This is a genomic window from Streptomyces sp. NPDC002403 (assembly GCF_053593015.1).
The window spans coordinates 46,871-60,708 of sequence record NZ_JBSFBQ010000027.1; the positions used below are offsets into that span (position 1 = coordinate 46,871).

The 13,838-nt window shown below is 70.3% G+C and carries 12 protein-coding genes; 4 read left to right on the forward strand and 8 right to left on the reverse strand.

Annotated features, from left to right (window positions below; translation table 11 throughout):
• Nucleotides 1-26: 26 nt before the first annotated feature.
• The 4 genes from ACWCPY_RS26340 to ACWCPY_RS26355 all read left to right on the forward strand — a co-directional run bounded on the left by ACWCPY_RS26340 (nucleotide 27) and on the right by ACWCPY_RS26355 (nucleotide 5,200).
• Nucleotides 27-836: a class I SAM-dependent methyltransferase gene (locus ACWCPY_RS26340; RefSeq protein ID WP_451268894.1), complete on the forward strand. Its 810-nt coding sequence runs from the start codon at nucleotides 27-29 to the stop codon at nucleotides 834-836.
• A 71-nt stretch (nucleotides 837-907) separates the two neighbouring features.
• Nucleotides 908-1,303 (forward strand): PLD nuclease N-terminal domain-containing protein, encoded by a 396-nt coding sequence (locus ACWCPY_RS26345; RefSeq protein ID WP_389796003.1) that lies wholly within the window; start codon nucleotides 908-910, stop codon nucleotides 1,301-1,303.
• 233 nt (nucleotides 1,304-1,536) lie between these two features.
• Nucleotides 1,537-3,642: a hypothetical protein gene (locus tag ACWCPY_RS26350; protein WP_451268896.1), complete on the forward strand. Its 2,106-nt coding sequence runs from the start codon at nucleotides 1,537-1,539 to the stop codon at nucleotides 3,640-3,642.
• Nucleotides 3,635-5,200, forward strand: a complete 1,566-nt coding sequence (locus ACWCPY_RS26355) for a hypothetical protein (protein WP_451268898.1) — start codon at nucleotides 3,635-3,637, stop codon at nucleotides 5,198-5,200. The genes ACWCPY_RS26350 and ACWCPY_RS26355 overlap by 8 nt, the downstream gene beginning before the upstream one ends.
• 31 nt (nucleotides 5,201-5,231) lie before the next feature.
• Here the strand turns inward: ACWCPY_RS26355 and ACWCPY_RS26360 are convergent, their stop codons facing one another.
• The 8 genes from ACWCPY_RS26360 to hemL form a co-directional block, all read right to left on the reverse strand.
• Nucleotides 5,232-5,759, reverse strand: coding sequence for a hypothetical protein (locus ACWCPY_RS26360; protein ID WP_451268900.1), 528 nt, complete (start codon nucleotides 5,757-5,759; stop codon nucleotides 5,232-5,234).
• A gap of 50 nt (nucleotides 5,760-5,809) precedes the next feature.
• Complete coding sequence (gene ccsB / locus ACWCPY_RS26365; protein ID WP_451268901.1) at nucleotides 5,810-6,898, reverse strand: c-type cytochrome biogenesis protein CcsB; 1,089 nt, start codon at nucleotides 6,896-6,898, stop codon at nucleotides 5,810-5,812.
• On the reverse strand, nucleotides 6,895-8,685 hold the full coding sequence (resB, locus tag ACWCPY_RS26370; protein WP_451268903.1) for a cytochrome c biogenesis protein ResB: 1,791 nt from the start codon (nucleotides 8,683-8,685) through the stop codon (nucleotides 6,895-6,897). The genes ccsB and resB overlap by 4 nt, the downstream gene beginning before the upstream one ends.
• Nucleotides 8,686-8,690: 5 nt before the next feature.
• Nucleotides 8,691-9,455: a cytochrome c biogenesis CcdA family protein gene (locus tag ACWCPY_RS26375; protein ID WP_451268905.1), complete on the reverse strand. Its 765-nt coding sequence runs from the start codon at nucleotides 9,453-9,455 to the stop codon at nucleotides 8,691-8,693.
• Between the two features lie 4 nt (nucleotides 9,456-9,459).
• On the reverse strand, nucleotides 9,460-10,071 hold the full coding sequence (locus tag ACWCPY_RS26380) for a TlpA family protein disulfide reductase (RefSeq protein WP_451268907.1): 612 nt from the start codon (nucleotides 10,069-10,071) through the stop codon (nucleotides 9,460-9,462).
• A gap of 67 nt (nucleotides 10,072-10,138) precedes the next feature.
• Nucleotides 10,139-11,389 carry a hypothetical protein gene (locus ACWCPY_RS26385; protein WP_451268909.1) on the reverse strand — a complete coding sequence of 417 codons (1,251 nt, stop codon included), beginning with the start codon at nucleotides 11,387-11,389 and terminating at the stop codon, nucleotides 10,139-10,141.
• Nucleotides 11,390-11,738: 349 nt separating this feature from the next.
• A complete protein-coding gene (locus ACWCPY_RS26390; protein WP_451268911.1) occupies nucleotides 11,739-12,455 on the reverse strand; it encodes a histidine phosphatase family protein in 717 nt (238 codons plus the stop codon).
• The gene (gene hemL, locus ACWCPY_RS26395; protein ID WP_451268913.1) at nucleotides 12,452-13,768 is read right to left on the reverse strand and encodes a glutamate-1-semialdehyde 2,1-aminomutase; all 1,317 of its coding nucleotides are present in this window, start codon (nucleotides 13,766-13,768) and stop codon (nucleotides 12,452-12,454) included. The genes ACWCPY_RS26390 and hemL overlap by 4 nt, the downstream gene beginning before the upstream one ends.
• Between the last annotated feature and the right edge of the window lie 70 nt (nucleotides 13,769-13,838).

Consider the following 13,838-nt stretch of genomic DNA (forward strand, 5'->3'; position numbering starts at 1 on the left):
CTCGACCGCGAACGGGACGGGCATTCATGACAGCTCACCGAGTACCGCAGGCGATCATCGACTTCTACACCTCGACCATCGACGAGGCGGACCGGCTGTCCGTACCCGCCGACGGCGTACTGGAGATGGTCCGCACCCAGGAGCTCCTGCGCCGCCACCTCCCACCCGCACCGGCATCCGTGCTCGACGTCGGCGGCGGTCCCGGAACCCACGCCCGCTGGCTCTCCGAGGACGGTTACCGGGTACACCTCGTCGACCCGGTGCCGCGTCACATCGCGGAGGCCGAGAGCGCCGGGTGCAGTGTCGAGCTGGGGGACGCACGAGCCCTGACCGCGCAGGACGACTCGTACGACGTGGTCCTTCTCCTCGGGCCGCTGTACCACCTCGTCGACCCCGCCGACCGGCTGGCCGCCCTCACCGAGGCCCGCCGAGTGGTCCGGCCCGGCGGGCTGGTCGCCGCGGCGGGCATCAACCGGTACGCCTCGCTGTTCGAACACACCGCCCTCGCACACCTCGACCGCCCGTCCCTCCAGGACGGCATCGGCCGCATCCTGGCCACCGGTTCGCACGACGGCAGGAAGGGATTCACCGAGGCGCATTTCCACACCGGCCCCGAGCTGGAGGCCGAAATGCGCGAGGCGGGCCTCGCCGACACCCGGGTGTACGGCGTCGAGGGCCCCTCCTGGGCTCTGCTGAAAGCGACCGAACAGCACACCGGGGAGTCCCTCGTCGAATCGCGGATGTTCGCCTCCGCCCTGGCCGCTGCCCGTATGGCGGAGGCGTACCCCGATCTGTTGGCCGCCGGTTCCCACCTGCTAGCCGTGGGACGTCATTGACACCGGTTACCCTGGGCCCGAACCGGGGCGGGACAAGCCCCGCCAACTCTCCGCAGGGGGACCTTTCCATCATGTTCCGGGCCCTGATCTATCTCCTGCCTCTGGCGCTGACGATCTACGCGTTCATCGACTGCCTGAACACCCCCGAGGACGAGGCCAAGCACCTGCCGAAGATCGCCTGGGTCTTCATCATCCTGTTGTTCTGGATCGTCGGCCCGATCGTCTGGCTGGCCGCGGGCAAGATGCGCCACGCGCCCGCCGGAGGCCGTACGCCCTCCGAATGGCACCGCAACCACCGCTCGCAGTGGGTGGCGCCGGACGACAACCCGGAGTTCCTGAACGCGCTGAAGGAAGAGAACAAGAAGGATGAGTCGCTCCTGAAGGACTGGGAGGCCGACCTGCGCCGCCGCGAGGAAGAGCTGAAGCGCCGCGAGAGCGGGGAGAGCCCGAGCCCCTCGGGCGAGTGACTCCCGGCACGGGGTGGAGGTCGCGCCGCTCGACGACACCGCATGCGCGGCACTGACGCGGGACTTCGTACGGGACCACCCGGGCCTCCGGAACGAGGAGACCGGCGCCGGCTGATGTGCCGCCGCACACCCCCTCAGAACGTTCGAAAATCCTCTCCACTCCCCAACTCCCGGGCGATACCCTGGTGTTGACGGTGTGACAGATCGGATGGAGCGTCGACGCTGGGGGTGCTGTGGAGAGAGAGCTGTACGGACGCGAGGCGATCTTCGACAACGACGGACTTGCCGCGCGCCTGACCGGCCTCACTCCGTACGGCTCCGCCCGGGTCGCCTACGAGCACCGCGACGATCCGCCGGTCGCCGTGCTGACCGGCGGTCGCGGCATGGGCAAGACGGCCGTCCTCAAGCAACTGCGCCATCTGTACCGGGAGATCACCCCGGTCGCCCTGGTCGACTGCGAGGCCGTCGTGGCGCCCGAGGACGCGGGCCCCGGCTGGACCCCGGTCACCGGCGCGCTGCCGGAGTTCGCCACCCAGCTGACGGCCAGGGTGCATGCCGCGCGTCCGGTGCAGTTCCCCCGGCTGAGCCTCGGGCTCGTGGCGGTCGCCTCCATCTCCTGGACCCGCGAGGACGAGACACGGGCCCGGCGGGACCTCCAGTCGCTCGGCCCGCTGCTGGCGACCGTCGACGGCCGCGGGGACGCGGCGACCGGCTGGGTCACCAAGGTGCTCACCAAACTGGCCGCCAGCGCCTTCGACTCGGTGGCCCCGATGGCCGGGATGATCGCGGAAGCCACCATCGAAACGGTCCTGGAGGAATCGTTCAGCCGCTTCCAGCGCCGTTCGGCCGACTGGTACGGCGGCTACCCGCACGCGGGCGGCAACGGCCGGATCGGGCTGCGGCAGCTGGCGGTCGATTTCGAGCGTGGCGGCGATCTGCGCCGCCGGGCCGAGGACCATCTGGTGCTGGCGCTGGCCGCGGACCTGGTCGCCGCTTACGGGGGTCTGGCCTGGGGCGCCCGCCGGGGCCGCCCGGTGCTGCTGATCGACAACGCGCACACGCCGCTGGGCCGGCAGCTGGTGGAGCCGCTGCTGCGGCAGCGGGCCGCCGGGGTCCGCGACCGGATCGCGGTGTTCGCCTCCTCCCGGGTCCGGGACCACGAGGGGCTGAGTCATGCGGTGCGGCGCCGGCTGCCGGAGGTGGCGCACGGTTCGCGCTGGTCCAGGGGCACGGGGGTGACGTCCGGGATCCTGGCCGTGGAGCTGACCCCGCTCGATCCGGAGCAGGTGCGCTCGGCGTTCGACCGGCACGACCGGGCGGGCCGTATCCCGGCCGGCCTGGCCCGTGGTGTGCACCGGCTGACGGGCGGGCGTCCGCTGGCGGTGGAGCTGCTGGCGCTGGCGGCGGGCGAGGCGCCGGAGCCCGCGTCGCTGGTGCCGGGTTCGCTGCTGGACCGCATGGTGGAGGTGCGCGAGGACCGGGCGCCGGCACGGGTGGCGGACGAGTTGCTGACGCGGCTGCTGCCGGGGGTCGAGCAGCGGCTGGACTTCCTCGCCGTGCTGGCCGCCGCGCACGGCGAGGACTCGGCGCGGCTGCTGGCGGGGAGTCGGCTGGGCCGGGGCGCGCCCAACGGCGACGTGGCGCTGCGGATGCGCGATGCGCTGCGGGCGGACGACTGGCCGGTCGGGCCCGGCCACTTCATCGCCGATCCGCTGCTGCGTTCGCTGCTGCTGCACCGCCTGCGGTTCCAGGACGACGACCACCCGTCCTACGCGGTGTGGCAGGCGGTCCATGTCTCGCTGCGCGGGGCGTACGGTCCCGGCGGCCGCCACCCGAGCGTCCCGCATCTGCTGCACCAGAAGCTGCTGCTGGGCGACACCGAGGCGTGCGTGGGGCATCTGCGGCTGCGGTTCGACGAACCGGACGTGCCGACGTGGCTCGCGTTGCTCGGCTTCATCGCCTCGGCACCGTACCCCCGCACCCGGGGGGCCGTCGGCCCCGATCCGCGGCGCGCGGTCGCGCTCGGCCGGGCGGACAACACGGTGCCCGGAGGGCTCGAACCGTCGGCCGCGGAGCTGCACGTACTGCTGCGCCGGCTGCTGCACGGCGTATGGCTGCTGTCCGATCCGCTGGCCCTGCCGGACGAAGAGGTGATCGACAAGATGGCGCACGAACTGCGGCAACTGTCCGGCAGGCATCCGACGGGCAACAGCCTGCTGTGGGACGCGGCGACGTACTGGCCGCGGGACATCAGGGCCTGGCGCCCGCTGTCCATGCCGCCGGGCGAACCGGGCGCGGGCGGGCCGGGGCTGCGGGGGGACGGCGGCCCCGATGCGTAATCCACTGCGCTACCGCCTCTGGTACACGGCCCGGCAGAAGGTCGTCACCTCGGTCGTGGTCGCCGCCCTGATGATCACGTCCGGCTGGTACGGCATCGGCCGGCTCACCGCCCCCGAGGACCGCTCCTGCGCCCGGGGCGTCGAGCGGCCGCAGGGCAGCGACGAGTGCGTCGGCGTCTCCGGCGACGGCTACGACTTCGGGCGGCCGAAACTGACCGAGGTCGCCGCGGCCATCGCCCGCGAGAACGGCAGCCTGAAGCCCGGCCGGTACGCGACGGTCGCGCTGCTGCTGCCGCTGACGTCGACGGACGAGGCGATGCAGACGAAGATGCAGCACGAGCTCCAGGGCGCGTTCGCCGCGCAGTACCGGGCCAACCACCTCTCCAACGAGCAGGTCCCGAAGATCCGGCTGGTGCTCGCCAACGCCGGGAAGAACAACCTGCTGTGGCGGCCGGCGGTGGACCAACTGAAGACGATGACCGGGGCCCCGGACCACCTGCGGGCGGTGTCGGGGGTCGCCACCAGCAGTACGCAGGTCAAGTCGGCCGTCAAGGAGCTGACGGCCGCGCACATCGCGGTCGTCGGCACCACGATCACGGCCGACGACATCGCCAACGGCGCGAAGGGCGACCCGTTCCCCGGCCTGGCCCGGGTGTCGCCGACCAACCGGGACGAGGCGCGCGCCCTGGCCCACTTCGGGCAGGTCAAGGCGGACAAGGCGCTGCTGGTGCAGGACACCCGTACCGGCGACCACTACACGGACACGCTGCGGGCCGCCTTCACCTCGCTGGTGAGGGGCACCCGCTACCAGCCGGAGCTGTTCACCTCCCGCAGCGACCCCAACGACGAGGGCACCACGGCCAACACCTTCCAGCAGATCACGCACCTGATCTGCGACACGGACGCGGAGACGGTGTTCTTCGCCGGACGCCACGTCCAGCTGCGGCAGTTCATCAACGCGCTCGGGGCCCGCGGCTGCCAGAACCGCGCGTTCACGGTCCTGACCGGTGACGAGGGCTCGTACCTCGGCAGCGACAAGAAGCTCGACCGGAACGCACTGCGCCGGAAGGTGACCGTCCGCTACGCCTCGCTGGCGCACCCGGACGCCTGGGCGGCGGCGACGGGCAAGGGCCGGGCCGCCACGGGCGGTTCCCCGGCGGACTACCGCGCCTTCCTGGACCTGCTGGCCACGGTGTCGAAGAAGCCCGCGGGCCCGATCGGTCCGACGGATCACAAGGCCCTGACCGACGGCCAGGTGATCATCGCGCACGACGCGATGACACTGGCGGTGCAGGCCGTCCGGCAGGCGACCCCGCAGGACCAGCGGCTGCCGCAGCTCGCGGACGTGGGCGAGCAGTGGCCGCGGGTGAAGGGCTCGCTGCGGGTGTCGGGGGCCAGTGGCTGGATCTGCCTGGACAACCACGGCAACCCGTACAACAAGGCGGTTCCGGTGGTGGAGCTGGCACCCGAGGACGCCAGTCAGCGGTTCGTGTCGATCGCCTGGCCGGAGGGCACACCGCCGGACGAGAAGTGCCTGCTGCCGTCCTCGGCGCCGTGAGGTCCGTCGCAGAGGCCGCCCCGGCGGCCTCTCACCGCTCGGCCGCCACGTACTCCTCACGCAGCCCGGCCCACCGGACCGGGGTCCACTTCGACCAGTCGGCGGGATATCCGTCGAGCGCGTCCACGAGGTAGCGGAAGTGGTCGTGCCAGCCCGCCAGGCAGTCCAGGCGCAGTTCGTCCTCGCCCCGGAACTCATTGGTGAACCGCAGCAGCACATGGTCGCCGCGCGGTGGCTCCAGGTGGAAGCGGATGCGGCCGTGGGGCCCTTCGAGGGTGTACTCGGCGACCCGCTCGACATCCCAGGCGGTGACGGTGCCGGGGGCGACCGTGGCCCGGCCCTCCTGGTCGGTGTTGAGCCAGCGCAGCGTGATCGCTCCGCCCACACGCGGTTCGAAGGGGTCGGCGGCGGCGAGCCAGCCGCGCAGCCCCCCGGAACTGGCAACGGCTGCCCACACCCGCGGAACGGGGTGGGGCAGCCGTAGCGTGAACCTCAGAGTGTGCAGGTCACCATGGGTTTCGCTGGTGCCGGGCTCGATGACGGGGGTCGCATCGGTCATGGTTCCAGCGTGGCCCGGTGGTGCGGGATCCGCACCCGTACGGGAGGTGCTCAGACGCCGGCGTAGGAGTGCTTGCCGGTGACGAAGATGTTCACGCCGTAGTAGTTGAAGAGCCAGCAGCCGAAGGCGATCAGCGCCAGGTAGGCGGCCTTGCGGCCCTTCCAGCCCGCGGTGGCGCGTGCGTGCAGGTAGCAGGCGTACGCGACCCAGGTGATGAAGGACCAGACCTCCTTGGGGTCCCAGCCCCAGTAGCGGCCCCATGCGTCGCCCGCCCAGATCGCGCCCGCGATGATCGTGAACGTCCACAGCGGGAAGACGGCGGCGTTGACGCGGTACGAGAACTTGTCGAGCGTCGCGGCCGCGGGCAGCCGGGAGAGCACGGACTGGGCGAACGAACCGGGCTGTCCGCCATTGGCGAGCTTGTTCTCGTAGCTGTCGCGGAAGAGGTACATCAGGGTGCCGGCCGCGCCGATGTAGAACACGGCGCCGCAGATGATGGCGGTGGAGACGTGGATCCACAGCCAGTACGAGTGCAGCGCGGGCACCAGCTGGTCGCTGGAGGTGTAGAGCACCGTGGTCGCGATGCCGAGGTCCAGCAGGACGGTGGTGACCAGGAGCAGCCCCATCCACCGGACGTTCTTCTTCAGCGCGAGCAGGATCAGGTACGCGCCGACCGCCACCGTGGAGAAGGTGATGGAGAACTCGTACATGTTGCCCCAGGGGGCGCGCTGCACGGACATCGCGCGGGTGATGACTCCGCCGGCCTCGACGAGGAAGGCCAGCACGGTCATGGAGACCGCCATCCGCCCGTAGAGGTCGCCCTTGAACGTGCCGCCGGCCGCGCCGGGCCCGTCCGGCACGTCGCGGGTACCGGCCGCAGCGCGCGTGACGATCTTCGGCCGGTCCAGTACGGCGGTGCCGCCGCCCTTCTGCGCGACCTGCACCTTCACCGAGCCGGCGGCGTCCGCGCCCTCGGCCCCGGTCAGCGCGGCGGCGGTGCGGCCGACCTTGCTGCGGCTGCCGAACACCCATTCCGCGATGTGCGCGAAGAAAGCCAGGGTGTAGACGGCCATCGACGAATAGATCAGCACATTGCTGGTGTGCGCCAGGTTCTCGTTGGTTGCGGCGGCGAGATTCACTTCTCAGCCCCTTCGGCAGGTTCTTCGGAGGATTCTTCGACGGAGTCGGAATCCGGTTCGGGGGATGAACCGGGCTCGGTATCGGTGCCGGGCGCGGTATCGGCCTCGGGCGCTGTGGGCGCCGAGGCGATGAGCGTGACCGCGAGATCGGCCAGCTCCTCGGGAAGCTTCGCGGACTCGCTGCGGCCGAGACCCGCCATTTCGACGACCGTGACGCCGTCCGCACCGGGGGCCACCCGCACCCAGACCCGGCGCCGCTGGATGAAGAGCGAGCCCGCGAGTCCGGCGATCGCGGCGACGGCTCCGGTGAGCGCCCAGCCGCTGGCCGGCTGCTCCGAGATCTGGAAGCTGGCCCACTCCTGGATGCCTTCGAAGGTGATGGAGCCCGCGCCGTCGGGCAGCTTCATCGTCTCGCCGACCAGCAGGCGCTGCTTGAGCTGCTTGCCGTCGGCGTCCTTGAACTCCTTCATCTTGGTCTTGTCCAGCTGGTACACGTTCTGCGCCAGCCCGGAGTCGGGGCCGAGGTAGCCGTAGTAGCCGTTGAGGGCCAGTACCGGCATGTCGGCGGCCGGGAACTGCGAGAACATCGTGCCCTTGCCGTTGCCCGCGAAGGTCGGCACGAAGAAGGCCTGGAAGCCCAGCTGGGTCTTCTTGCCGTTCTTGTCGCGGTAGCCGTCGAAGACCTTGATCGCACCGGTCGAGGTGACGTTGTTGTCGATGGGCAGCAGCGGCACCGCGTTGCGGTAGACCTCCTTGCCCCTGCCGTCCTTGACCGAGACGACCGGCGCGTAGCCGTGCGCGTTGAGATAGACCTTGGTGCCGTCGACGACGAGGGGCTCGTTGACCCTGATGACGGTCTTCTGCGGCTTGCCGTACGCGCCCTTCTCGTACGTCACATGGGCCTCGTAGGTCCTGGGCGTACCGATCTGGGGGCCGCGGCGCTCGTAGGTGCCGGTGAACTTGTCGAGCTTGAAGCTGAACGGGGCGAGCGAGTCGGCGTCGAAGAGCGAGCCGGACTTGAAGTCGTCGTACTGGGTGAGCGTGTTGGAGAAGCCGTCGCCCTCGACGATCAGCTTGCCGCCCTCGGACTTGAAGAGCTGCCCGAAGGCGAACGCGACCAGCATCACGATCAGGGCGACGTGGAAGACCAGGTTCCCGGCCTCGCGCAGATAGCCCTTCTCCGCGGCGACGGCGTCGCCCACGGCGTGTGCGCGGTAGCGCCGCTTGCGCATCATCGCGAGCGCGGCCTCGCGGACCTGCTCGGGCTCGGCCTCGGTGCGCCAGGTGGTGTACGCGGGCAGCCTGGTCAGGCGCTTGGGGGCGCCCGGCGGGCGGCTGCGCAACTGGCCGATGAACTGGCCGGTGCGCGGCACGATGCAGCCGATGAGCGAGATGAACAGCAGGATGTAGATCGCGGAGAACCACACCGAGCTGTAGACGTCGAAGAACTGGAGCTTCTCGTAGAGCGGCGAGACGGTGGTGTGGGCCTTCTTGAAGGTCTCCACCTTCAGCTCGTCCACGCTGTTCTGCGGGATCAGTGAGCCGGGGATGGCGCCGAGCGAGAGCAGGAAGAGCAGGATCAGCGCGACCCGCATCGAGGTGAGCTGCCGCCAGAACCAGCGGGCCCAGCCGATGACGCCCATGGCGGGCAGGGCGGCCGCGCTCTCCTCGCTCGGGGCGGTGGAGAGCTGGGAGCCGGCCGCGCCCAGCTCGCGGGCGTTCTCCCGGTCCCGCTCGTCCTGGCGCTCGCGCTCCGGGGCGGGGGGGTTGGACTTGGTGTTGCTCATGGAACTCAGATCCCCACCGTGAAGCCGTTGGACCAGGTCTGCAATTGCTGCATCATCGTGCCCCACGCGCCGGTCAGCAGGAGGAGACCGGTCGCGATCATCATGACGCCGCCGATGCGCATGACCCAGGCGTAGTGCCGCTTGACCCAGCCGAACGCGCCGAGCGCCTTGCGGAAGGCGACGGCGGCGAGCACGAAGGGGACGCCGAGGCCGAGGCAGTACGCGACGGTCAGCACCGCCCCGCGTCCGGCGGTGCCCTGCTGCATCGCGAGGAAGCTCACCGAGCTGAGCGTCGGGCCGAGGCACGGGGTCCAGCCGATCCCGAAGAGGGCGCCCAGCAACGGCGCGCCCGCCAGCCCGGTCACCGGCCTCCTGTGGATACGGAACTCGCGCTGCGTCATCCAGGGCATCAGGCCCATGAAGAAGATCCCCATCAGGATCATCAGCACGCCGAGGATCTTGGTGAGGATCCCGCTCTGCTCCTGGAGGGTCTGGCCGAAGAAGCCGAAGAGCGCGCCGCCGGAGACGAACACGGCGGTGAAGCCGAGCACGAAGAGCGAGGCGCCCGCGACCATCCGCCCCCGCCGGGCCTGCGCCAGGTCCGTGCCGCTGACCCCGGTGACGTAGCTGAGGTAACCGGGGACGAGCGGCAGGACGCACGGCGAGAAGAACGAGACGAGCCCGGCGAGCACGGCGAGGGGCAGGGCGACGATCAGCGCCCCGTCCACGATGGTCGAGCTCTCGCCCGGGAGCGCGGCAAGGGTGTGCACGGAATCACTTCTCCGCGATCAGCGGGTCGATCATCTTGTGCAGCTTGTCGGAGTCGAGCGCGGCCAGGGACCGGGCGGCGATCTTCCCGTCCCGGTCCAGGACCACGGTCGACGGAATGGCCTGCGGACGCAGCGTGCCCTTGGGGAAGCGGAGCATGAGCTTGCCGGTCGGGTCGTAGAGGCTCGGGTAGGGGACCCCGTAGTCCTTCTCGAAGCTGATCGCGGGGCCCTTCTTGGCGTCCCGGGTGTTGATCCCGACGAACTGGACGTCCTTGTCCTTCGTCTCCTTCGCCACCCGCGAGAAGTACTGGGCCTCCAGGCGGCAGGGCCCGCACCACGAGCCCCACATATTCAGTACGACGACCTTGCCCTTGTAGTCGGCGACGTCGAGCTGCTTGCCTTCGAGGGTCTCGCCGTCCAGCTTCGGGGCGGCCTTGCGGTCGGCCTTGGCCACGGTGGAGATACCGCCACTGCCCGTGACGAAGTTCGTGTTGCCACCGCCTCCGGCCTTGTTGCCGTCCCCGCCGCACGCGGTCAGCGTGAGGGCGAGTGCGGCGGCCGCTGCGGGGGCGGCGAGCAGGGTGAAGCGGCGTCGGGGTGCGCGGCCATAGCTCATGTGAAAAGTTTCGCATGGCTGTTTCGACGATCTCGGGCACCCCCCTCGGTGCCCGTAAAGCCCGTTGTCAGGCTTGTTTAAAGAAGGCGTTCCAGCCGCCTTCGGGGGACTGTCCGACCTCCAGCGAGCGGAGCTTGTCGAGTACGTCCGGGGTCTGGACGTCGAGCCAGTCGACGAACTGCCGGAAGGAGACGAGGCGCACATCCGGCTTGCCCGCGATTTTCTTGAGCACTTCCTCGACGGCGTCCATGTAGATGCCGCCGTTCCACTCCTCGAAGTGGTTTCCGATGTAGAAGGGCGCGCGATTCGTCGAGTACGCGCGGTTGAAACCGGCGAGGTACGACTGGGTGGCCTGCTTGCGCCATTCGGGATAGCGCGAGGGCATGCCCTTGGTCGAATTCAGCGACTGGTTGGCGAGGATGTTGTAGTCCATCGAGAGGACCTCGAAGGTGTGCCCCGGGAACGGCATGGCCTGGAGGGGCAGGTCCCAGACGCCCTCCCGCTTCTTGGGCCAGACCTGGGTGCCACCGGGTGAGCTGGCGTCGTAGCGCCAGCCGAGCTTGCTCGCCGTGGGCAGCAGATTCTCCTGGCCGAGCAGACAGGGGGCGCGGCCGCCGACCAGTTCCTTGCGGTAGTCGAAAGGCAGCGGATCGAGGTCGGTCCAGCCGGTGTTCGTACGCCATTCGGTGACGAAGGAGACGGCTTGATCGATTTCGTTCCGCCACTGGGCGGAGGACCAGTTGGCGACCGATCCGGAACCGCTGCAGAAATGCCCGTTGAAGTGGGTTCCGATCTCGTGCCCGTCGAGCCAGGCCTGACGGACGTTCTTCAGCGTCTCCTTGATGTGGGCGTCGGTGAGATACCCGATGTCGGAAGCGCCGACGGGGTTGTTGGGCGGCCGGTACATGGACTTCTTCGACTCGGGCAGCAGATAGAGCCCGGACAGGAAGAAGGTCATCGCCGCGTCATGATCCTTGGCGAGTTCCAGAAAGCGCGGGAAGAGTCCGTTGCCGACCTCGCCCGCCCCGTCCCAGGAGAAGATCACGAACTGCGGCGGGGTCTCGCCGGGTTCGAGCGGGACCGGCCTGGCGGGCTGGTGCGGCTGCTTCCCGGTGTCCGCGGTGGAACCGTCCCCGATCTTGCGCACGTCCTTCTTCGCGGGCCCGGTTCCGCGCGTGCTTCCGTCGGAACCCTTCTCCCCCGTGGTCCCCGAGCGGCCCGCGTCCGAAGAACCGAAGGCGCCACAGCCGGCCACCCCGACGGCGGCGGCGGCTCCAAGCCCGGCTCCGAGCAGACCCCTTCGGCTGATGTCGCGCATGATTACCCCATCTGCGGTCGTTTTACCTCAAGTCCATACAAACTGGCGAAGGCTTAGATGGGTGAATCAACACGGGGGTTCCGCGAATTAGCACATGATTCTTTGTATGACCAGGCTCCAGGCATGGCCGAACGCATGACCTAGCAGGTGGCGCGGGGTGGGAGCAGCGCTTCGACCACCACCGGGGACAACGTTCGCCGGGCAGACGAAAATCGCCGGACGGGCGATATATGGAGCCCGTCCGGCGATCGAGGACAAAACGGCGACCACGGGCGAACCGGCACCCGACGGCCGGGACGGGGCCCCCGCACCCCGCCCGCCCCGCCGGCCCCGCCGGCCCGTGGCCCGGCTACGCGCCGAACGCCTTCGACTTCCCCTTCACCGGCTTCGCCCCGGCCCGCAGGTGCGCCGGCACCAGATCCCGGGCCGGCTCCGAGTACCCGACCGACACGATCTTGTCGCCCTGGTACGTGAAGGTGGTCAGCGAGGCGAGGGTGCACTGCCGCTTGCGCGGGTCGTGCCACAGCCGCCGCCGCTCGACGAAGCTGCGCACGATCCAGATCGGCAGCTGGTGGCTGACGCACACCGCCTCGTGGCCGCGGGCCGCGTCGCGCGCCGCGTCCAGCGCGCCCATCATCCGTACGACCTGCTCGATGTACGGCTCGCCCCACGACGGGCGGAACGGGTTGGTCAGGTGCTTCCAGTTGTCCGGCTTGCGCAGCGCGCCGTCGCCGACGCCGAAGGTCTTGCCCTCGAAGACGTTGGCCGCCTCGATGAGCCGCCCGTCGGTGGCCAGGTCCAGGCCGTGCGTCTTGGCGATCGGCGTGGCCGTCTCCTGGGCGCGCTCCAGCGGCGAGGCGACGACATGGGTGATGTCGCGGCCCGCGAGGTGCTCGGCGACCCGGTCGGCCATCTGCCGGCCGAGCTCGGAGAGGTGGTAGCCGGGGCGGCGCCCGTAGAGCACGCCCTCCGGGTTGTGCACCTCGCCGTGCCGCATCAGATGGACGACGGTGATGTCCTTGCCCTCGCGGCCTCCGTCGTCCTTGCGGTTTCCGGTCTCGCTCATGCGGTGGCCTCCGAGGCGGCGCGGGCGGCGGCGGGCAGGGCGGCGGCGATGCGCTCGACGGCCTGCGTGTCATGGGCGGTGGAGACGAACCAGGACTCGAAGGCCGACGGCGGCAGGTAGACACCCTGCGACAGCAGCGAGTGGAAGAAGGCGGTGAAGCGGAAAGCTTCCTGCTGCTTGGCGTCCTCGTAGTTCCGCACCGGGCGGTCGGTGAAGAAGACGGAGAACATGTTGCTCGCCGCCTGCACCGTGTGCGCCACGCCCTCCTTGGCCAGCGCCTCGCCGACCAGGCCGCGGATCTCCGCGGAGACCGCGTCCACCTTGGCGTACGCCGCGTCGTCGAGCAGCCGCAGCTGGGCGAGACCGGCGGCGGTGGCGATCGGGTTCCCGGAGAGGGTGCCCGCCTGGTAGACGGGGCCGGCCGGGGCGAGGTGGGCCATCACGTCCGCGCGCCCGCCGAAGGCCGCGGCCGGGAAGCCGCCGCCCATGACCTTGCCGAAGGTCATCAGGTCGGGCCGCACCCCGTCGACGCCGAACCAGCCGGCCTTCGACGTACGGAATCCGGTCATGACCTCGTCGGAGATGTAGAGCGCACCGCCCGCGGCGCAGAGCTCCTTGAGCCCGGCGTTGAAACCGTCCAGCGGCGGCACGACGCCCATGTTGCCCGGCGACGCCTCGGTGATCACGCAGGCGATCTCGCCGGGGTGCGCGGCGAACGCCTCGCGGACGGCCTCCAGGTCGTTGTACGGCAGCACGATCGTGTCGCCGGCCTGCGCGCCGGTGACCCCGGGGGTGTCCGGGAGACCGAAGGTAGCGACCCCGGAACCGGCGGCGGCGAGCAGCGCGTCGACGTGGCCGTGGTAGCAGCCGGCGAACTTCACCACCTTGGCCCGGCCGGTGAACCCGCGGGCCAGCCGGATCGCGGACATGGTCGCCTCGGTGCCGGACGACACCAGCCGCACCTGCTCCACGGGCTCGATCCGGGCCACGATCTCCTCGGCGAGCGCGACCTCGCCCTCGCCGGGCGTACCGAACGAGGTGCCGCGGGCGACGGCCTCCTGGACTGCGGCGATGACCTCCGGGTGGGAGTGGCCGAGGATCATCGGCCCCCACGAGCACACGAGGTCGACGTACTCGCGGCCGTCGGCGTCGGTGAGGTAGGGACCGCTGCCGGACACCATGAAGCGGGGCGTACCGCCCACGGCCCGGAAGGCACGGACGGGAGAGTTCACGCCGCCGGGCGTCACGAGGGACGCGCGGTCGAAAAGCGTCTGCGAAACTGGGGCGTCATAGGGAAAGCTCACACAAGCCATGGTGTCAGAGCCACGGACGGTCTTGCGGACAGGTGTTTCACCGCACGCCCGTGGGGGAGGTCACTGACAC

Excerpts from the sequence above, each read along its gene's own strand:
- ACWCPY_RS26340 (WP_451268894.1), top strand. The coding sequence starts at position 27 with ATGACAGCTCACCGAGTACCGCAGGCGATCATCGACTTCTACACCTCG.
- ACWCPY_RS26345 (WP_389796003.1), top strand. The coding sequence starts at position 908 with ATGTTCCGGGCCCTGATCTATCTCCTGCCTCTGGCGCTGACGATCTAC.
- resB (WP_451268903.1), bottom strand. The coding sequence starts at position 8,685 with ATGAGCAACACCAAGTCCAACCCCCCCGCCCCGGAGCGCGAGCGCCAG.
- hemL (WP_451268913.1), bottom strand. The coding sequence starts at position 13,768 with ATGGCTTGTGTGAGCTTTCCCTATGACGCCCCAGTTTCGCAGACGCTT.
- ACWCPY_RS26355 (WP_451268898.1), top strand. The coding sequence starts at position 3,635 with ATGCGTAATCCACTGCGCTACCGCCTCTGGTACACGGCCCGGCAGAAG.
- ACWCPY_RS26390 (WP_451268911.1), bottom strand. The coding sequence starts at position 12,455 with ATGAGCGAGACCGGAAACCGCAAGGACGACGGAGGCCGCGAGGGCAAG.
- ACWCPY_RS26360 (WP_451268900.1), bottom strand. The coding sequence starts at position 5,759 with ATGACCGATGCGACCCCCGTCATCGAGCCCGGCACCAGCGAAACCCAT.
- ACWCPY_RS26385 (WP_451268909.1), bottom strand. The coding sequence starts at position 11,389 with ATGCGCGACATCAGCCGAAGGGGTCTGCTCGGAGCCGGGCTTGGAGCC.
- ACWCPY_RS26380 (WP_451268907.1), bottom strand. The coding sequence starts at position 10,071 with ATGAGCTATGGCCGCGCACCCCGACGCCGCTTCACCCTGCTCGCCGCC.